Genomic DNA, 19,055 nt, shown 5'->3' on the forward strand with positions numbered 1-19,055 from the left:
GGCACCAGCGCTGTGAAAATCTATGTGGCCGGCCATCGTGGCATGGTGGGGGGCGCCATCCTGCGCCGTTTGCAGGCGCGCCGCGCGGCCGGAGACGACATCCAGCTGATCACCCGGACCAGCGCCGAGCTGGATCTGACCGATCAGGCCATGGTGCAGGCATTTTTTGCCGCAGAACGCCCCGATCAGGTGGTGCTGGCGGCGGCCAAAGTGGGCGGCATCCATGCCAATAACACCTATCCGGCGGATTTCATTTATGAAAACCTGATGATCGAATGCAATGTGATCCATGCCGCCCATCAGCATGGGGTTGAGCGGCTGTTGCAGCTGGGATCCAGCTGCATCTATCCCAAACATGCCCCCCAGCCGATGGCCGAAGCGGCGCTGCTGACGGATCGGCTGGAGGCCACCAATGAGCCCTATGCCATTGCCAAGATCGCGGGCATCAAGCTCTGCGAAAGTTACAACCGCCAATATGGCCGCGACTACCGCTCGGTGATGCCGACCAATCTTTATGGGCCGGGCGACAATTTCCACCCCGAAAACAGCCATGTTCTGCCGGCGCTCATTCGCCGTTTTGATGCGGCGGTGCGGGCGGGCGAGGATCATGTGACGATCTGGGGCACCGGCACGCCGCGGCGCGAATTCCTGCATGTGGATGACATGGCGGCGGCCTCGCTGTTTGTGCTGGATCTGGATCAGGAGACCTACCAGCGCGAAACCAGCCCGATGCTGAGCCATATCAACGTCGGCTGCGGGCAGGATATCTCGATCCTGGAGCTGGCCGAGATGGTGGCCGGGGTGGTGGGCTTTGACGGCGAGATCCGGACCAACCCGGAGCAGCCCGACGGCACCCCGCGCAAGCTGATGGATGTCTCGCGGCTGGCCCGGCTGGGCTGGCAGGCCGAGATTGCGCTGCGCGACGGGATTGCCCAGACCTATGCGTGGTATCTGCAGCAGGATCCGGAGCGGTTGCGCAGCAAATGACCAGCCCGCTGGCCATCGCCGCAAAAAAGGCCCAGAAAAGACAGGGAGATGGCCTGAAAAATGGGCAGACATTTGCCTCAAACAGGTCAGACTAAGACCCGCAGACCGGTCGGAAAGGGACAGCTCATGATCACCCCCATTCTTCTGTGCGGCGGCTCGGGCACACGGCTGTGGCCGCTGTCGCGCAAAAGCTACCCAAAGCAATTTGTGCCCCTGGTCGGGGAGACCACGCTGTTTCAGGCCTCCGCCCTGCGCCTGTCGGGCGAGGGGTTTGCGGCTCCGATGGTGCTGACCAATTCCGATTTCCGCTTCATTGTCACCGAACAGCTGGCGGAGGCGGGCATTGATCCGGGCGCCATCCTGATCGAACCGGCGGGACGCAACACCGCGCCTGCGGTGCTGGCGGCGGCCCTCTGGCTGCGGGCGCGCGATCCTGACGGGCTGATGCTGGTGGCGCCCTCGGATCATGTGGTGCCCGATGCGGCGGCCTTTCGTGCGGCGGTGGCGGCGGCGGAACCGGCGGCGCGGGCAGGCCAGCTGGTCACCTTCGGGATCAAACCGGACCGGGCCGAGACCGGCTATGGCTATCTCGAACTGGATGGCGATCCCGGTGATTTCAGCCCCAAGGTGATCGGCCTGAAACGCTTTGTCGAGAAACCGGATCTGGCCACCGCCGAGGATATGCTGGCCTCCGGTCAGTTCCTGTGGAACGCAGGCATCTTCCTGTTCTCGGTGAAGGCGATCATCGCCGCCTTTGAGACCCATGCGCCGGATCTGATGGCGCCGGTGCAGGGCGCCGTGGAGCAGGGGGAGCCGGATCTGGGCTTTCTGCGGCTGGACCCGGACGCCTGGGACGGGGCCGCGGATATCTCCATCGACTATGCGGTGATGGAGCGGGCAGAGAATCTCGCCGTGGTGCCCTATGCGGGCGGCTGGTCCGATCTGGGGGGCTGGGATGCGGTCTGGCGCGAAAGCGGGCCGGATGGCGATGGCATTGTCACCCAGGGCCGCGCCACCGCCATTGAGTGCAGCAACAGCCTGCTGCGCTCGGAGGATGACGGGCTGGAGGTTGTCGGCATCGGGCTGAAAGACGTGATTGCCGTGGCAATGCCCGATGCGGTGCTTGTTGCGCATGCCTCCCGCGCGCAGGACGTCAAACAGGCGGTCAGCGCGCTGAAGGCGAAATCCGCCCGCCAGGCCGAGGCCTTCCCCAAGGATCACCGGCCCTGGGGCTGGTTTGAGAGCCTGGTGGTGGGCGAACGGTTCCAGGTGAAACGCATCCATGTCCACCCCGGCGCGGCGCTCAGCCTGCAGAGCCATCACCACCGTTCGGAACATTGGATCGTGGTCGAAGGCACCGCCAAGGTGACGGTGGATGACAGGGTACAGCTGGTGAGCGAAAACCAGTCGGTCTATATTCCCCTGGGCGCGGTGCACCGGATGGAGAACCCCGGCAAGGTGCCGATGGTCCTCATCGAGGTGCAGACCGGCAGCTATCTCGGCGAGGATGACATCATCCGCTACGAGGATATCTACGCCCGCAAGTGACAACCGCCTGCCCTGGCTAACGGATCAGCCATTCCTCCAGCCCTTCGGCGGGGGTGTCCTGGCTGGCGGGCAGGGCGCGCAGGCGGATCCAGCGGGGATCGGTGGGCTGGCCTGTGCGCAGGCGCAGCCGGCCCAGAAGCCCGACCATGGCCCATTCCGCACGTTCGGCGCGGCTGCGATAGGGGCGGGTGGGGTCATAGGCCGGGTTGAGGCAGGGCGCGCCGCCGGCATCGCGCAGCATGGCGCCAAAGCCATCGCGCAGGCTGCGACCCTGCCAGCGCCCGCCGTCGTCATTGCCGAGGATCGACGGGGTTGTGGAAATCACCCCGATCGGCGTCTCGCCGGGGCTTGCGGCGCGGATCCGGTCACCCGCCATCACCACCGCGAGGCCGCGCCGGTCTTCTCCGTCCGGGTTGCCATCCTCCCATTCGAAGAATTCCGCATAATCCGCGCCACCGCCGGTCCAGGCGCCATCGCAATAGCCATTGCCATTCTGGGCCAGGCGGAACATCGCGCCGCTGCCATCGCCGGCGGTCAGATAATCCTGCGAACTGCCCGTCGCGGTGAGCGCCAGAAGCGTGCTGTCATCGCCGCTGATCTCCAGACGGGCACCGGGATCATAGGTGCCAAAGCCGGCACGTCCATTGGCGGATTTCAGCACCATGGCGGCCTCCCAATTGCTGCCATCGGGAGAGAGTTTCACGGTGAAATCGGTATTGCCCGCCAGCCCCATCTCGGCATGGCCTGTCCAGTTCGACTGAAACAGCAGGCTGGCGGTATCGCTGCCCGAGGCCTTGTTGATCTTCAGCTGATGGCCGCCGCCATCATGGCTGAGCAGGCTGGCGGGGCTGCGCAGGGACAGGCGGTTGGTGGCATCGGCATCGGTGGCAATGCCCAGCCGGTCGAGCCGGTCGCCGCTCAGCGGCGGCAGCTGCCATTGGGTGCCATCCCAGACCCGCAGCGCCTGATCCGCCGGCACCCAGGCGCGCCAGCCGGGCTGCGGCGTCAGGAACTGCCAGGCGGCATCCTGCCAGATCGCCAGCCGCCCGCCCTGACCGGCCCAGGCATCGGCCGGGCTGTCGGCCAGCCCATAGGCCGCACCTTCGGCCGGGTTTGCGGGCGGGGTGGTGGCGTCAATGGCCTCCAGCCGCAGCTGCACCAGCGCATCCAGCATGCGCAGCGCCTCGTTATGGGTCACATGTTTCTGCGCCTGGGCGGGCATCAGATAGGGCAGGGCAAGAAGAGGGGTGGTCTGGGGCAGGGTGTCTGGGGTGATGTCTGGCATTCTGGCGGCTCCTGATCGCGGGGATGGCGCCAGAATGCCCCAGTCGGATCACCCGGCCCCTAAGGGGGCGCGCGCCCGCTCTGCAACACCCCTTTTGCGGGGGGGGCGACTGTTTCCTCCGCGCCTGACCGTGGGGATTGTCTTCAATATGTAAACAATAGCCGCGTTTCTGCCCCATTCCCGTCCGCTCTGCCGCCGCCTCTCCCCGTGAGGCTGATCCTGCCCCCGGAAATGCAACTCCGGCGGGTCTGGTGATCAGGTAGCGCGGGAGCAACACAGATGGATCTACGATTTGCAGGACGGTTCGGAGCCAATGATCTGCTGCTGGACAGCGATCTGCGCGATCTGGAAATCCATCAGGGCACCAATGGCGCGGTGCAGCTGTTTGCGGTCAGCGGGCTGAATGGCGGCATTGCCAGCTACAGCCTGGGAGGCGGCACGCCGGTTCTGCGCGATACGGTCTATCATCGCGCGCTGGGGCTGGCGGGGGGCGAGGCGACCCTGGCCGAGATCGGCGGCGAGACGCGTTTGCTGGTCGAGGGCAGCACCCGCAGCGCCCTGGCGTTTCATCAGATCGGCGGCAATGGCCAGCTGTCGGCGCAGCAGCAGGACAGCCTGCCGGGGGCGGGGGCTGCGGGGCTGGACGCCACGGTGGTTGGCAGCCTGGGCAGCGGGGGATCGGTGGTCTACGGGCTGGCCAATGGCCGGCTGAGCGGCTGGCAGCTGGGGGCGGGCGGCGCGGAGGTGGCCAAGGCGGGCGGCGCGGCGGCCTATGACCGCCCCGGCGCGGTGGCGCTGGAGCTGGCGGACCTGGGCGGCGGCGCGCAGCTGCTGTTGCTGGCCGACCGGATTGAACAGGGGCTGCTGAGCTACCGGATCGATCCGCAGAGCGGCGCTTTGCAGGTGGCCGGCAGCCTTGGCGCGGCGGATGGGCTGGGGCTGGCCGAACCGACCGCGGTGGAGAGCTTCTCCGCCTTTGGCAGCAGCTGGGCGGTGCTGGCGGCGGCGGGCAGCGGCTCGCTCAGCCTGATTGCGCTGGCGGCAGATGGTCAGATGAGCCTGAGCGATCATGTGCTGGACACCGCCGCCACCCGTTTTGGCGGGGTCACCGCGCTGGAGGTGGTCGAGGTCGCCGGCGAGATGCTGGTGCTGGCGGCGGGCAGCGACGACGGTCTGGCGCTGTTTCGGATCCTGCCGGAGGGCCAGCTGGTGCATGTCACGAGCCTCGCCCATGCCAGCAATGCCGGCGAGGCCGGGCTGGGGCTGGAGAATGTCACCGCGCTGGCGGCGGCGGTGGTGGGGGGGGATCTGCAGATCTTTGCCAGCTCCGGCACGGCCGAGGGGCTGTCGCAGTTCACCCTGCCGCTGGCAGAGCTGGGCGATGTGATCACCACTGTCGGCGGCCGGATCAGCGGCACCGGCGCGGCGGATGTGCTGGCGGGCGGCATCGGTGCAGTGCTGAGCGGCGGCGCGGGGGCGGATGTCTTCGTGCTGCGCCCGGCCGAGGAGGGGCGCAGTGGCAGCCTGCGCATCAGTGATTTCGAGACCGGGCAGGACAGTCTGGATCTGTCGGGGTTTGACGGGCTGCGCAGCCTGGATGGGCTGCAGATCCGCAGCCGCAGCGATGGCGCCGTGATCACCCATCAGGCAGCGGATGGCAGCCGCACCGAGGTTGTGGTGCAAAGCGCCGATGGCGGCAGTCTGGATGTGGCGGATCTTTTTGCCGGGGGGTTTGTCTTTGCCGACCGGATGCTGCCCCCCGCAGAGGCACCGGATCCGATGCGCTATGGCAGCGGCGGCGCCGACCGGATTGCTGCGCGCAGTGTCGGCGATCAGATCAACGGGCTGGGGGGCAATGACACGCTGCTGGGTGGCGACGGGCGCGACAGTCTCTGGGGCGATGCGGGCCATGACCGGCTGCTGGGCGGTCAGGGCGGCGACCGTTTGCGCGGCGAGGCGGGCAATGACGTTCTGCTGGGGCAGGGCGCGCGCGATCTTCTGGTGGGCGGGGCCGGCCGTGACACGCTGGATGGCGGACGCGGCGGCGACCGGCTGCTGGGCGGATCCGATGCGGATCTGCTGCGCGGCGGCGGCCAGAACGACCTGTTGCGCGGCGGTGCCCAGGGCGACCGGCTGCTGGGCCAGAGCGGCCGGGACAAGCTGTTTGGCCAGAAGGGCAATGACACGCTGGATGGCGGCGGCGGCAATGATCTTCTGGTGGGCGGCCAGGGTGCCGATGTCTTTGTCTTTGGGGCGGGCCACGGCAGCGACAGGATCCGCGATTTCACGCAAGGAGTGGATGTGATCCACCTTGGACGTCTGGCGCGGGCGGGCATCGCCGAGGATCTGGGGGATCTGCGCCTGCAGCAGCAGGGCGAGGATACGCTGATCCAGACCGGGGCGGGGGAGATCCTGCTGCTCGATCAGATCGCCGCAGACCTGACGGCGGATGACTTTATCTTCTGATCCGCTATCGGCTGTCGGAAATAGGCAGAGGGCCGCCCCAAGAGCAGGTTCCCGGACGTGCCCGGAACCTGCTCAGAGCTTGACGGGCCGGGCCCTCAGAACAGGATATCATCCGCCCTGAGATCCTCGAACGCGGTGTTCTGCAGGGTCAGGGACCAGCCGTTGTCATCCCGGATCACCAGATCGGCGTTGCGGATCTCGAGGTGATCCTCGCGCAGATCGGCAAAATCCAGCACCCCGGTGGCGGCGGACATGTCGATGCGATCTTCGGCCTGAAAATCAATCACCACATCGGCCCCTTGTGAGAACACAAAGACATCGGCGCCCTGGCCTCCTGCCATGCGGTCATTGCCTTCGCCGCCCTCCAGCCTGTCCTGCCCGGCGCCGCCTTTCAGCGTGTCACGCCCGGCGTTGCCGACCAGCGTATTGGCGGCCTCATTGCCGATCAGCAGGTCATCACCAGCCCCGCCCCAGGCGTCCTCGATCAGGTTGACGGTGCGCCCGTCTACCTGGACCGCGGCGGCCATGGCGACATTGTTCTCAAGGCTGCCGATGGTGGAATACTGCCCCGGGCACAGGTCGATCCGGCTGTTGCTGCCAAGATCGGAGGCGTCGATCAGATCCGCGCCGCCGGCATCCCAGATGGTCAGGCTGACATTGCGCGCCACCCCATCCGCACCGCGCAGCGTCATCTCATCCGCCCCGTATTGATAGGCCTGGCCGCCACGCCCGTCGCCGGCCCCGAAATAGCTGGTGGCATCGGTGCGGGTGCTTGTATTGGCGCCATAAAGCGCCTGCAGCGCCTGCATGTCCCAGAGCATCGGGGTCAGCGCCCAGCCCTGCGCGTCATAGCTCAGATCCGCCTCGCCCGGATGGGCGACATAGGACATCACCGTGAACTGGCCGTTGGTGGCCGCGTCGCTGGGCTGCTCATTGGGATGACGCAGCCCCAGCGCATGGCCCAGCTCGTGCAGATAGGTGTTCCAGCTGGTATGCCCCAGTATCGGGCCGATGCCCGGCACATATTGATTGGGGTTGCTGCTGTTGATCCAGAGATCCCCGGCCATAGAGGCCTCCGTGCCCAGATCATCTGCATCGGGAAAATTGGCGACAAAGCCAAAGAGACCGGTGTTGTCAAACCCGTAGCTGGCAAAGGCGATATCCAGCACATCCCCGGGTCCGGCAGGGGTGAGATTGACATTGGCGACCTCGTTCCAGGCTGCCACTGACTGTAGCATCAGCGCCTGTTGCCGCGCATCCATCGCAACAGAGGCGCTGGCCGGGATATAGCCTGCCCTGACAGCATAGTCGTCAAAGGCCGGGTCATAGGGGTAATAGCCTGGCACCTGGCTCACAAAGCCATAAGAGATCGTGTCATCCCCGTCGTGCCAGCCATCGGTGTTGCTGACCAAAAGGGCGCGGTAATCCTGATATAACGGCATGGGATCTGCTTTCCATCTGTAATGAAACAAGACTCACGTTAAACGTGCATATTGTAGATAAAGATCGCGCAATAGTAGATTTTTTGCCAGAGGCGGCATTCCCTTGGGTCACTCAGGGGAAAGGGGCACGGTGCAGCACCCCGCAAGGACGGCCGCGCGGCGGTACCCATGGCGGGCAGAGATCCGCACCTGGAACAGAGGCGTCAGAAATCCGCCTCTTTGTCCCTCCACCGTGGGATATCCGGGACACTGAGGGGAGGGCAGATTATAAGAGAAGCGCGCTCTGGCAGCGTGCGCGCAGGGGAGCCCAGCAGAGCGCATCCCTGCAGATTGAGGACAGGGGCCTGCCGGCTGATGCTTTCATCTTCTGACAGAAGGTCTGGCGATAGAGGGATCGGTGCTGAAGGCGGCGGTCCGAGGCGCCCTCAGAACAGGAAATCATCCGCCGCAAGATCACCGAATGCCGTGTTGAGCAGGGTCAGGGACTGGCCGTCCTGATCCCGGATCACCAGATTCGCGCCGTCTTCCTCAAGGTGATCCTCGCGCAGATCGGCAAAATCCAGCACCCCGGTGGCGGCAGCCATGTCGATCCGGTCGTTGCCCTGAAAATCAATCACCACATCGGCCCCTCGTGAGAACACAAAGACATCCGCGCCCCGTCCCCCGGCCATGCGGTCATTGCCGCCGCCGCCCTCCAGCGTATCCTGCCCGGCGCCGCCTTTCAGCGTGTCGCGTCCGCGCCCGCCCTCCAGCAGGTCATGGCCTTTGCCGCCCTGCAGCCGGTCGCTGCCCTGCCCGCCGATCAGCACATCGCTGTTGCGTGCCCCGGCCAGCGTGTCACGCCCGGCGTTGCCGACCAGCGTATTGGCGGCGCCATTGCCGATCAGATGGTCATTGCCGACCCCGCCCCAGGCGTCCTCGATCAGGTTGACGGTGCGCCCGTCTACCCGGACCGCGGCGGCCATGGCGACATTGTTCTCAAGGCTGCCGATGGTGGAATACTGCCCCGGGCGCAGGTCGATCCGGCTGTTGCTGCCAAGATCGGAGGCGTCGATCAGATCCGCGCCGCCGGCATCCCAGATGGTCAGGCTGACATTGCGCGCCACCCCATCCGCACCGCGCAGCGTCATCTCATCCGCCCCGTATTGATAGGCCTGGCCGCCACGCCCGTCGCCGACCCCGAAATAGCTGGTGGCATCGGTGCGGGTGTTTGTATTGGCGCCATAAAGCGCCTGCAGCGCCTGCATGTCCCAGAGCATCGGGGTCAGCGCCCAGCCCTGCGCGTTATAGCTCAGATCCGCCTCGCCCGGATGGGCGACATAGGACATCACCGTGAACTGGCCGCTGGTGTCGGGGTTGTCGGGCTGCTCATTGGGATGACGCAGCCCCAGCGCATGGCCCAGCTCATGCAGATAGGTGTTCCAGCTGGTATGCCCCAGTATGGGTCCGATGTTTGGCACATATTGATCGGGGTTGCTGTTGTTGATCCAGAGATCCCCGGCCAGCGACGGGGTACGGCCCAGATCAGCCGGTTCGGGAAAATCGGAAATGAAGCCGAACAGCCCGTCATCGGCGAAATGGGCACTGGCAAAGGTCAGATCCGCCATCCCGCCCTCGGCGGGCATCAGGTTGAGATTGGCCACTTCGTTCCAGGCTGCGACCGCCTGCAACATCATCTGCCGTTCGGCGGGGTCCATGTTCACCGTCGCCCCCTCGGGCAGGTATTCTCCGCCGACGTCATAATCTCCCCAGATCGGGTCATAGTCGTAATAATCCGGCACCGAGGTGATGAACTGATAGCGAATGACGCCGGAGCCATCATGCCAGCCGGTGGCGTCATCTATCAAAACTGCGCGGTAATCCTGATATATCGGCATATCATCCCTGCCTGCTATGAGCCCGTTTCCGGGGAGCCTAGCAGGGCGCTGTGTCCAAACCTTTAATTGTTCATGAAATCCCATATGGCCCCGCTGTCAGGCAGCCGCAGAGTGGGTTGGGACCACAATATGTGCCTTTCCCTTGGCATCACCGGCGTCTGGGCGTTAGGACAGAGGACAGGACCACGGCAGCAGATCGGGGGGAGAGGACATGCAGATTGAGGACACGGACCTGCCGGGGGTGAAGATCCTGACACCGGCGCGGTTTGGCGATGCGCGGGGGTTTTTCTCCGAATGCTGGAACCGGGCGCGGATGGCCGAGGCGGGGCTCAATTTCGATTTTGTGCAGGACAATCATTCGCTGTCGATGGAGCCGGGCACCCTGCGCGGGCTGCATTTCCAGGCGCCGCCCCATGCTCAGGCCAAGCTGGTGCGCTGCGGCCAGGGGGCGCTGTTTGATGTGGCGGTGGATATCCGCAAGGGCTCGCCCACCTATGGGCGCTGGACCGGGGTGGAGCTGTCGGCGGAAAACGGGCGCCAGCTGCTGATCCCGGCCGGGTTCCTGCATGGGTTCATCACCCGCCTGCCGCACACCGAGGTGCTGTATAAATGCAATGATTACTACGCGCCGGAGTGTGACGGCGGGGTGGCCTGGGACAGCTGCGGCATCACCTGGGGGTTTGACGGCAGCCCGGTCCTGTCCGACAAGGACGCCAGGGCGCCCCGGTTTGAAGATTTCGACAGCCCCTTCGTGTGGGAAGGATAAGAGATGAAGATTTTGGTGACAGGTGGGGCGGGTTTCATCGGCTCGGCCGTCGTCCGACTGGCGGTGGCGCGCGGCCATCAGGTGGTGAACCTCGATGCGCTGACCTATGCGGCCTGTCTGGACAATGTGGCGGCTGTGGCGGACAGCCCGCTTTATGCCTTTGAGCAGGTCGATATCCGTGATCGCGCCGCATTAGACACTGTTTTTGCCCGACATCACCCGGATGTGGTGATGCATCTGGCCGCGGAATCCCATGTCGACCGCTCCATCGACGGCCCCGGGGATTTCATCGAGACCAATATCACCGGCACCTATCAGATGCTGGAAGCGGCGCGGAAATACTGGAGCGAGGCGGGCCGCCCGGAGGCCTTCCGGTTCCATCACATCTCCACCGATGAGGTCTATGGCAGCCTGCCTGCCGACCCTGATGTGCTGTTCACCGAAGAGACCGGCTATGATCCGCGCTCGCCCTATTCCGCGAGCAAAGCCGCCAGCGACCATCTGGTGCGCGCCTGGCATGAGACCTATGGGCTGCCGGTGGTGCTGACCAATTGTTCGAACAACTACGGTCCCTTTCATTTCCCCGAAAAGCTGATCCCGGTGGTGATCCTCAATGCGCTGGCGGGCAGGCCGCTGCCGATCTACGGCGATGGCTCCAATGTGCGCGACTGGCTTTATGTGGAGGATCACGCCGATGCGCTGCTCTTGGTGGTGTCCGAGGGGCGCGTGGGGCGCAGCTACAATATCGGCGGCGAGAATGAGCGGAGCAATCTGGAGCTGGTCGAGACGCTCTGTGCGATCCTCGACGAGAAACGGCCCCGGGATGACGGGGGATCTTACAAGGACCAGATCACATTTGTGACCGACCGGCCGGGCCATGATGCCCGCTATGCCATCGACCCCTCCCGTATCCGCGATGAACTGGGCTGGCGGCCCAGCGTCACCGTGGAGGAAGGGCTGGCGCGCACGGTGCAATGGTATCTCGACAATGAGGCCTGGTGGCGCGCGCTGCAAAGCCGCGACGGGGTTGGCCAGCGGTTGGGGACGGGAAAGTGACGGCAGATAGGCCACAAAGGGCGAGTCTGACCTTGGGAAGGTGCAAGGCGCCTTCCCGGGGGGAAGGTCAGGCGCGCCCGGCATGCTGCCGGGCAGTTTCCTCTATGGGGCCGATGTCCTGATGCTGACAGCGCATCTGCCATCGGGCTATGTACCAGCCAGCCAGCCTCATTGGGTTTTGTCCTTTCTGCTGCATTGGACCTTTGTTCCGGAACTGGCTATCTGGGCTACAGCCTTGTATCTATGTCATAAAGGAAGCCGTATATGATCCTCGTTTTTGGCAAGACCGGCCAGGTGGCGCGGGAACTGGCGGCGCATGATGATATTCTCTGCCTCGGCCGCGATCAGGCGGATCTCACGGATCCTGCGGCCTGCGCCGAGATGATCCGCGCCCATGCCCCTGCCGCGGTGATCAATGCGGCGGCCTATACGGTTGTGGACCGGGCCGAGGCGGAAGAGGACCTGGCCACGGTGATCAATGGCAGCACCCCCGGCGTCATGGCCGAGACCTGCGCCATGCTGGGCATTCCCTTTGTCACCCTCTCCACCGATTATGTTTTCGACGGCAAGGGCAGCAGCCCCTGGCACCCGGATGAGCCGGTGGCGCCGGTCAATGCCTATGGGCGGTCCAAACAGGCCGGGGAGGCCGCCGTGCGCCTGGCCGGGGGGGCTTATGTGATCCTGCGCACCTCCTGGGTGGTCTCGGCCCATGGCAGCAATTTCGTCAAGACCATGCTGCGGCTCGGCCAGGACCGCGACCGGATGCGTGTGGTGGCCGACCAGATCGGCGCGCCGACCCCGGCCCGGGCCATTGCGGCGGCCTGCGTGGAGATCGCCCGCCAGCTGATGACGGCGCCGGAAAAATCCGGCACCTATCATTTTGCAGGCCAGCCCGAGACCAGCTGGGCCGGGGTCGCCACCGAGATTTTCGCCGAGGCAGAAATCCCCTGTGCGGTGGCGGAAATTCCCAGTACGGCCTATCCGACCCCGGCGCCGCGACCGTTGAACTCACGGCTGGATTGCAGCACGCTGGAGAAGGTCTTTGGCATCACACGCCCGGATTGGCGGGCCGGGCTGAGGGATATTCTGAAGGATCTGGGAGCGCAGGCATGACAGCACGTAAGGGTATCATTCTGGCCGGTGGCTCGGGCACGCGGCTTTATCCGATCACCATGGCGGTCAGCAAACAGCTCTTGCCGCTCTATGACAAGCCGATGATTTATTATCCCCTGTCGGTCTTGATGCTGGCGGGCATCCGCGAGATCTGCGTGATCACCACGCCGCAGGATCAGGATCAGTTCACCCGGCTTCTGGGCGATGGCAGCCAGTGGGGCGTTCATCTCACCTATGTGGAGCAACCCAGCCCGGACGGTCTGGCACAGGCCTTTGTGCTGGCCGAAGAGTTCCTGGCCGGCGCCCCCTCGGCGCTGGTGCTGGGGGACAATGTGTTCTTTGGCCATGGCCTGCCGAAACTGCTGGCGGCGGCGGATGCGCAGACCAGCGGCGGCACCGTCTTTGGCTATCACGTGGCCGATCCCGAACGCTATGGCGTGGTGGATTTCGACGCCGAGGGCCGCGCCCGCGAGATCATCGAAAAACCCGTCGTGCCGCCGTCGAACTATGCGGTGACGGGGCTGTATTTCCTGGACGGCAGCGCGCCGCAGCGGGCGCGGCAGGTCACCCCCAGCCCACGCGGCGAGCTGGAGATCACCGATCTGTTGCAGATGTATCTGGACGAAGGCGCCCTCCGGGTGGAGACCATGGGCCGCGGCTATGCCTGGCTGGACACCGGCACCCATGGCTCGCTGCTGGATGCCGGCAATTTCGTGCGCACCCTGCAGGAACGCCAGGGGTTGCAGACCGGCTGCCCCGAGGAAATCGCCTATGAGGCGGGCTGGATCAGCGCCGACCAGCTGCGCACCCGCGCCGAGATGTTCGCCAAAAACGCCTATGGTGCCTATCTGGAACGGCTGCTGGACTGATCAGAGCGCGAACCCGCTCCGCCTCAGGCGGGGCGCAGCAGCCGGAGCCGCGTCAGAATCGGTTCCGTGAGGGTTCCCGGTTTGCCTTTGGGGACCAATCCCGCTTCATGAGCACGGCTTAGATCAAAGATCCCCGATCTCAGCAGGCGCCGATCAGAGCACCCCGGCGCGGCTGAAGACGCCGAAGAAATTGCCGATGATATTGGAGATGGTCAGCGCGTCGTTCACTGGTGCCTCGGTGGCGATCAGCAGGTCGCCGGAATTGATCTGGAAGCGGCGGGCCGAGAACAACCCGTCGGCCGATGTGAGATCAAGGGTAAAGACCACCCGCGCCTGGCGCGGGCCGCGCTGACCGGGGGCAAGCGCACTGTCGGGGTATTCGCGCAGCACCAGCAGGCCCTGCGGATCGGCGCGGCTGTCCTGAAACCCGCCGGCAACCGACATCGCATCCATCGCCGACATCTGATCCTTGGTGAACGTGTGCAGATCCTCACGGCCGGTGGCGCCAAAGGACAGGAAATAGCGCGCATCCTCTTCCACAAACACCCGGTCACCGCCGCGCAGCAGCGTGTCGCGGCGCGGATCATTGAGCAAAGCCTCCACCGAGGTGCCATAGATGCTGCTGCCGCGCACCAGGCGGATCTGCGGGTTGTTGAGGCTGGCACTGATGCCACCGCCGGCCGCGATCAGCCCCATCACCGTGTAATTGCGATCGGGCATCGGGTAGGTGCCGGGGGTGGTGACGCCGCTGACCAGATCCACCGAATTGCTGCGGCCTTCGGTCATATCGAGCTGCAGCTGGGCCGAGGGAACAATGGTTTCCAGCTCGCGCTGCAGTTTTTCACGGGCCAGATCCGGGGTCAGCCCGTTGACGTTCACATTGCCCACATAGGGCATGAAGATGCTGCCATTGGCCGCCACCGTCACATCCTGCAGCTGCACCATTTTCTCTTCAGGCGAGGTCAGCAGGGAATTGTCGCTGCTGTCCCAGATCCGCAGGGTCAGCAGGTCGCCGGGCTGGATGATCTGGGTCTTGGCGCCTCGGGTGGCGCCGATCCATTTCAGCGGGCGCTTGCCGCTCTGGCCGCCGCCGCTTTGCGGTCCGGTTTCGGGCCAATGCGCCACGGTGGGCAGAAAGGCGCGGGTCACCGGATAAAGGGCAAAATCGGCATCCGCATCATCGGCGGTTTTCAGGATCTCTTCGCTGGCGGGAGCGCCACCGGGCAGGCGGCCACAGGCGGCCGGCAACAGGGCAAGGCCAAGAGCGGCAAGCAGGAGGGTGAGGCGGCGCATGAGAGTCCTTGTCCGAAAACGGCTTGATTTTTGTTCTCCGCAAGATACTGGGCATGCAGACTGCGTCAACCGCAAGGGCAACGGTAACAGGGGGGCTGATGCGTTTTCCACCCATATTGATCCCCGTATTGGCTCCGGTATTGATCATGGGCGCCTCGGGGCGGATCGGCGGGCTCCTGCACAGCCAGTGGAGCGGGCCGGAGCAGGGGCTGCGCTGGCAGCGCCGCCGCCCGCCTGTCGGGACCGGTCCCGACGGCCGGGGCTGGCATGTTTTCGATCCGCTGGCAGAGCCCGAAGCGCTGCTGCAGGCGGCGGTGGGCTGTGCGGCGATCCTCTGCCTGGCGGGGCCGGTGCCCGGCGGCACGGCGGGCGGCGATCTGAGGGCGGGCCAGCTGGTGCAGCATCGCGACCTGGCGCTGGCTGCGCTGGAGGCCTCCGCGCGGGCGCGCGACGCAGGAGCAGGGGCAGGGGCAGGGGCGCCACGGGTGCTGCTGGCCTCTTCGGCGGCGGTCTATGGCGCGACCCCCGGCCCGCTGCGGGAAGACACCCCGCTGGCGCCGCTGGCCCCCTATGGCGTCGCCAAGGCCGAGATGGAACAGGCCGCCTGCGCCCGCGCCACAGAGCTGGGGCTGGATGTCACCCTGCTCAGGATTGGCAATATTGCCGGCTTTGATGCCATTCTTGGCGGCTGGCGGGCCGGGTTCCGCCTGGATCAATTTTCCGATGGGCAGACGCCGCGGCGCAGCTATATCGGCCCGCGGACCCTGGCCGAGGTGCTGGCCGCCCTGATCGCCAGCCCGGCGCTGCCACAGGTGCTGAACATCGCCCAGCCCGGGCTGGTGGCAATGGGCGATCTGTTGCAGGCGGCGGGGCTGGAGTTTGCCCGCAGGCCCGCGCCGGGTGACGCCATTGCCGAGGTGCAGCTTGACGTCAGCCGGCTGATCGGGCTTTTGACGCCAGAGCCTGCACCCGCCGCAGATCTGCCAGCTTGCCTGCCTGTTGCCACAGCGGCTGATCTGGTGGCCGAGGCGCGCGGACTGGGCCTGTTGTCCCCTTCCGTTTCCGATAAGGACCCCCGCATATGACCTGGCGCAAACGCCTCTTTGATCTCTTCTTTGCCAGCCTTCTGGTGGTGGTGCTGGGCCCGGTGCTGCTGGCGCTGATGGCCTGGCTGCTGCTGAAGGAAGGCCGCCCGCTGTTTTATGTGGCCGAGCGGATGAAGGGCGTCGATCAGCCCTTTGCCTTGTGGAAACTGCGCACCATGCAGGTGGTGGACCAGGATACCGGCGTCTCCGGCGGCGACAAATCGGCCCGCATCACCAAAACAGGCGCCTGGCTGCGCGCCCGGCGGCTGGATGAGTTTCCGCAGCTGTGGAACATCCTCAAGGGGGATCTCTCCTTTGTCGGGCCGCGCCCGCCGCTGCGCCAATATGTCGAGGCCAACCCCGACCTCTATGCCCGGGTGCTGAAATCGCGCCCCGGCGTCACCGGCCTGGCCTCGATCACCTATCACCGGCATGAGGCCGCCCTGCTGGCGCGCTGCACCACCGCCGAGGAAACCGATCAGGTCTATTCCCGCCTCTGCGTGCCGATGAAGGCGCGGCTGGACCTGATCTACCAGCGCCACCAGAGCATGTGTTACGATTTTGACCTGGTGTTTCAGACCATCGGCAACCTGTTCCGGCGCGGCTGAGAACAGGTCTGCGGGGATCCGATGATTCGCCCCCCGGAGCGGCCGTTTCCCGCCGGACGGGCCCATATCGCCCCCCCGGAGCGGCAGGGGACCCGCCACCTCCGCCACTCCGGCGGCACCGGGGCCTTCAGAACCGGCATCAAGGCTCGGGGCAGGTCACCGGCGCGGCAAAACGGGCAAATCACCGGGCAAATCACCGGCAGGCGGCGCTTTTTTGCTGGTTGCGGTTTTGTATTAGCCCCTAAATGGGTCTAAAGTGATCTTCGGATGACCTTTGGATGTTTCAGGCTGGATTTCCTGGACAGGGCCCGAAGGTTGGACCAAAGAAACATAGGCCCGCAGCCAGAGAGACCCAGCGCATGAGGGTCCGGGGACCTGCTGCGGGGATTGATAAAAACACATTTGAAACGATGTGCATCGGGGTGACTTCGGCGCGACATCGGGACATATCGACGGGCCGCCCCGGACTGCAGGCGGCCACCGGGGACTGGAAGCGGGGACGGCCAGGGATGTTCAATCTGATCAGTGCGCTGTCACGCAAACAGAAATCCTATATCTTTCTCACCATTGATCTCACCCTGATCCCGCTGGCGCTGTTCCTGACCTTTCTGGTGCTGCCGCTGCCGGGATCGGCGCTGGCCACCTTGGCGGCCATGCTGCCGGTGCTGCCCTATGTGCTGGCGCTGGCGGCGGCGGTGGCGCTGTGGCTGGGGCTGCCCAAGGTGCAGCTCAACGCCTATGAGCGCCATGCCGTCGGGCTGACCGCGCTGCTGGCCTCGATCACCGCCGCAGCCACGGCGGGGCTGACGCTGCTGTTTGGCCCGGATCTGCCGCCCGGCACCCATGTGGTTTTTGCCACCACCTATTTTCTCTGCCTTCTGGCCGCGCGGGCGCTGCTCTATCAGGTGGTGGTGGCGATCTACCGGCGCGCCCAGCCGCGCTGCCGGGTGCTGATCTACGGGGCCGGCACCACCGGCGCCCAGCTGGCCCAGGCGCTGAAGGCCCATGACGGCATTGATCCTGTCGCCTTTGTCGATGACAATACCTCGCTGCAGGGGGTGACGCTGGTGGGGCTGCCGGTGTTCCCGCCCGCCCGCATCGCCGAGCTGGCCGAGGCTCGCCAGGTCAAACGGGTGCTGCTGGCGATGCCCTCGCAGAGCCAGCCGAAACAGGCCCAGATCATCCAGCGCCTGCAGCGGATCGGGCTGGAGGTACAGGCGCTGCCCTCCTTTGCCCAGCTCATCGGCGAAGAGGCACTGGTGGACAAGCTGACACCCGTCGCGCCGCAGAATTTCCTCGGTCGGGCCACCCGCGATGTGCCCCTGCAGGAGGCCAGCGGGTCCTATCAGAACCGGGTGGTGCTGGTCTCCGGCGCCGGCGGGTCCATCGGCTCCGAACTCTGCCGTCAGGTGCTGGCCTGCCGGCCGCGCAAACTGGTGCTCTACGAGCTGTCGGAACTGGCGCTTTACACCATCCATCAGGAGCTGGAGCAGCAGCTGGAAGGCACCGGTATCGACCTGGTGCCGGTGCTGGGCTCGGTCACCGATCCGCGCCAGGTGCGCATGGTGCTGGCCGATCACGGCGTGCAGGTGGTGCTGCATGCGGCGGCCTATAAACATGTGCCGCTGGTGGAGGCCAACCCGCTGCCCGGTCTGGCCAATAATGTCTTTGGCACGCAAACCCTGGCCCGCGCGGCGGCGCGCAGCGGGGTGGAACGCTTTATCCTGATTTCCTCGGACAAGGCGGTGCGCCCGACCAATGTGATGGGCGCCTCCAAGCGGATGGCGGAACTGGTGGTGCAGGATCTGGCCACCCGCAATCCCGGCACCATCTTCACCATGGTGCGCTTTGGCAATGTGCTCGGCTCCTCGGGGTCGGTGGTGCCGCTGTTTCAGGAGCAGATCAGCCGCGGCGGGCCGGTCACCGTCACCGATCCGCGCGTCAAACGCTATTTCATGACCATCCGCGAGGCGGTGCAGCTGGTGCTTCAGGCCGGCGCCGAGGCGCTTGGCGGCGAGGTCTTTGTGCTCGACATGGGCGAGCCGATCTCGATCCTGCAGCTGGCCCGTCAGGTCATCGAAAGTGCCGGCTATTCGGTGCGCGACGATGAGGATCCCGACGGCGATATCGCCATCGAGATCATCGGGCTGCGCCCCGGCGAAAAGATGCAGGAAGAGCTGACGCTGAGTTCGGACCTGATCACCACCCGCCATCAGAAGATCTTCTGCGCCCGCGAGGCGGTGCTGTCGGAAATCGAGGTCGCCGCGCTGATCCGCGGATTGCGCCAGGCAGTGGCAGCAGGAGACGAAGGCGCGGCCCGGGCGCTGATCAAACGCTGGGTCGAGGGCTATCGCACCCCCGAAGAGGCGCGCAAGACCTCCTGACGACCCGGTGTCCTGTCACATCGCCCGTCGCGCTGACGGACAGCGCCGACAACCGGGGATGGCAACTGGGGGCGGGAACTGGGGAGCGGTCATCGGGAGGAATGCGCAGACACTATAGTTTGCCGGTCACAGGTCGATCTCCGGCAGGCGTCGGCGCTGGCCAGATCGTTGATCCGCCTGCGGCTTTTGTGGTCTAACCGGGCCAACCGCGCCCCCGGGGCGCAGAGCTGCGGATCGGCCCGCCGATTCTCGGACCCTCCGAAGCCCCGACCAGAC

At 65.6% G+C, this 19,055-nt stretch carries 14 protein-coding genes; 10 read left to right on the plus strand and 4 right to left on the minus strand.

Annotated features, from left to right (window positions below; translation table 11 throughout):
* Nucleotides 1-987, plus strand: a 987-nt coding sequence (gene fcl / locus VWY60_RS15025) for a GDP-L-fucose synthase (protein WP_416541040.1), incomplete at its 5' end; no start/stop codon positions are given.
* Between the two features lie 126 nt (nucleotides 988-1,113).
* On the plus strand, nucleotides 1,114-2,535 hold the full coding sequence (locus tag VWY60_RS15030) for a mannose-1-phosphate guanylyltransferase/mannose-6-phosphate isomerase (RefSeq protein ID WP_416541041.1): 1,422 nt from the start codon (nucleotides 1,114-1,116) through the stop codon (nucleotides 2,533-2,535).
* Between the two features lie 16 nt (nucleotides 2,536-2,551).
* Here the strand turns inward: VWY60_RS15030 and VWY60_RS15035 are convergent, their stop codons facing one another.
* Complete coding sequence (locus VWY60_RS15035; RefSeq protein ID WP_416537069.1) at nucleotides 2,552-3,820, minus strand: DUF2793 domain-containing protein; 1,269 nt, start codon at nucleotides 3,818-3,820, stop codon at nucleotides 2,552-2,554.
* A gap of 279 nt (nucleotides 3,821-4,099) precedes the next feature.
* Between VWY60_RS15035 and VWY60_RS15040 the strand changes: the two genes are divergently transcribed.
* Complete coding sequence (locus VWY60_RS15040) at nucleotides 4,100-6,286, plus strand: calcium-binding protein (RefSeq protein WP_416541042.1); 2,187 nt, start codon at nucleotides 4,100-4,102, stop codon at nucleotides 6,284-6,286.
* A 95-nt stretch (nucleotides 6,287-6,381) separates the two neighbouring features.
* On the opposite strand, the gene VWY60_RS15045 is transcribed toward VWY60_RS15040, so the two are convergent.
* Nucleotides 6,382-7,728: a M10 family metallopeptidase gene (locus VWY60_RS15045; protein WP_416541043.1), complete on the minus strand. Its 1,347-nt coding sequence runs from the start codon at nucleotides 7,726-7,728 to the stop codon at nucleotides 6,382-6,384.
* A 425-nt stretch (nucleotides 7,729-8,153) separates the two neighbouring features.
* Nucleotides 8,154-9,605 carry a M10 family metallopeptidase C-terminal domain-containing protein gene (locus VWY60_RS15050; RefSeq protein ID WP_416541044.1) on the minus strand — a complete coding sequence of 484 codons (1,452 nt, stop codon included), beginning with the start codon at nucleotides 9,603-9,605 and terminating at the stop codon, nucleotides 8,154-8,156.
* A 211-nt stretch (nucleotides 9,606-9,816) separates the two neighbouring features.
* Here VWY60_RS15050 and rfbC point away from each other — a divergent pair, with 211 nt between their 5' ends.
* The 4 genes from rfbC to rfbA all read left to right on the plus strand — a co-directional run bounded on the left by rfbC (nucleotide 9,817) and on the right by rfbA (nucleotide 13,409).
* Nucleotides 9,817-10,371, plus strand: coding sequence for a dTDP-4-dehydrorhamnose 3,5-epimerase (gene rfbC, locus VWY60_RS15055; protein WP_416535213.1), 555 nt, complete (start codon nucleotides 9,817-9,819; stop codon nucleotides 10,369-10,371).
* A gap of 3 nt (nucleotides 10,372-10,374) precedes the next feature.
* Nucleotides 10,375-11,427 carry a dTDP-glucose 4,6-dehydratase gene (gene rfbB / locus VWY60_RS15060; RefSeq protein WP_416541045.1) on the plus strand — a complete coding sequence of 351 codons (1,053 nt, stop codon included), beginning with the start codon at nucleotides 10,375-10,377 and terminating at the stop codon, nucleotides 11,425-11,427.
* Nucleotides 11,428-11,691: 264 nt separating this feature from the next.
* Complete coding sequence (gene rfbD / locus VWY60_RS15065; protein ID WP_416541046.1) at nucleotides 11,692-12,540, plus strand: dTDP-4-dehydrorhamnose reductase; 849 nt, start codon at nucleotides 11,692-11,694, stop codon at nucleotides 12,538-12,540.
* On the plus strand, nucleotides 12,537-13,409 hold the full coding sequence (gene rfbA / locus VWY60_RS15070; protein ID WP_416541047.1) for a glucose-1-phosphate thymidylyltransferase RfbA: 873 nt from the start codon (nucleotides 12,537-12,539) through the stop codon (nucleotides 13,407-13,409). Before rfbD ends, rfbA begins: the two co-directional genes overlap by 4 nt.
* 153 nt (nucleotides 13,410-13,562) lie before the next feature.
* On the opposite strand, the gene VWY60_RS15075 is transcribed toward rfbA, so the two are convergent.
* Complete coding sequence (locus tag VWY60_RS15075) at nucleotides 13,563-14,702, minus strand: polysaccharide biosynthesis/export family protein (RefSeq protein ID WP_416541048.1); 1,140 nt, start codon at nucleotides 14,700-14,702, stop codon at nucleotides 13,563-13,565.
* Between the two features lie 98 nt (nucleotides 14,703-14,800).
* Here VWY60_RS15075 and VWY60_RS15080 point away from each other — a divergent pair, with 98 nt between their 5' ends.
* The 3 genes from VWY60_RS15080 to VWY60_RS15090 all read left to right on the plus strand — a co-directional run bounded on the left by VWY60_RS15080 (nucleotide 14,801) and on the right by VWY60_RS15090 (nucleotide 18,779).
* Complete coding sequence (locus VWY60_RS15080) at nucleotides 14,801-15,787, plus strand: NAD-dependent epimerase/dehydratase family protein (RefSeq protein ID WP_416541049.1); 987 nt, start codon at nucleotides 14,801-14,803, stop codon at nucleotides 15,785-15,787.
* Complete coding sequence (locus tag VWY60_RS15085; protein WP_340547821.1) at nucleotides 15,784-16,395, plus strand: sugar transferase; 612 nt, start codon at nucleotides 15,784-15,786, stop codon at nucleotides 16,393-16,395. The genes VWY60_RS15080 and VWY60_RS15085 overlap by 4 nt, the downstream gene beginning before the upstream one ends.
* Nucleotides 16,396-16,904: 509 nt before the next feature.
* Nucleotides 16,905-18,779, plus strand: coding sequence for a polysaccharide biosynthesis protein (locus VWY60_RS15090; protein ID WP_340547822.1), 1,875 nt, complete (start codon nucleotides 16,905-16,907; stop codon nucleotides 18,777-18,779).
* Nucleotides 18,780-19,055 lie beyond the last annotated feature (276 nt).

The organism is Phaeobacter sp. JH20_26, assembly GCF_048056275.1.
Lineage (GTDB): Bacteria > Pseudomonadota > Alphaproteobacteria > Rhodobacterales > Rhodobacteraceae > Phaeobacter > Phaeobacter bryozoorum.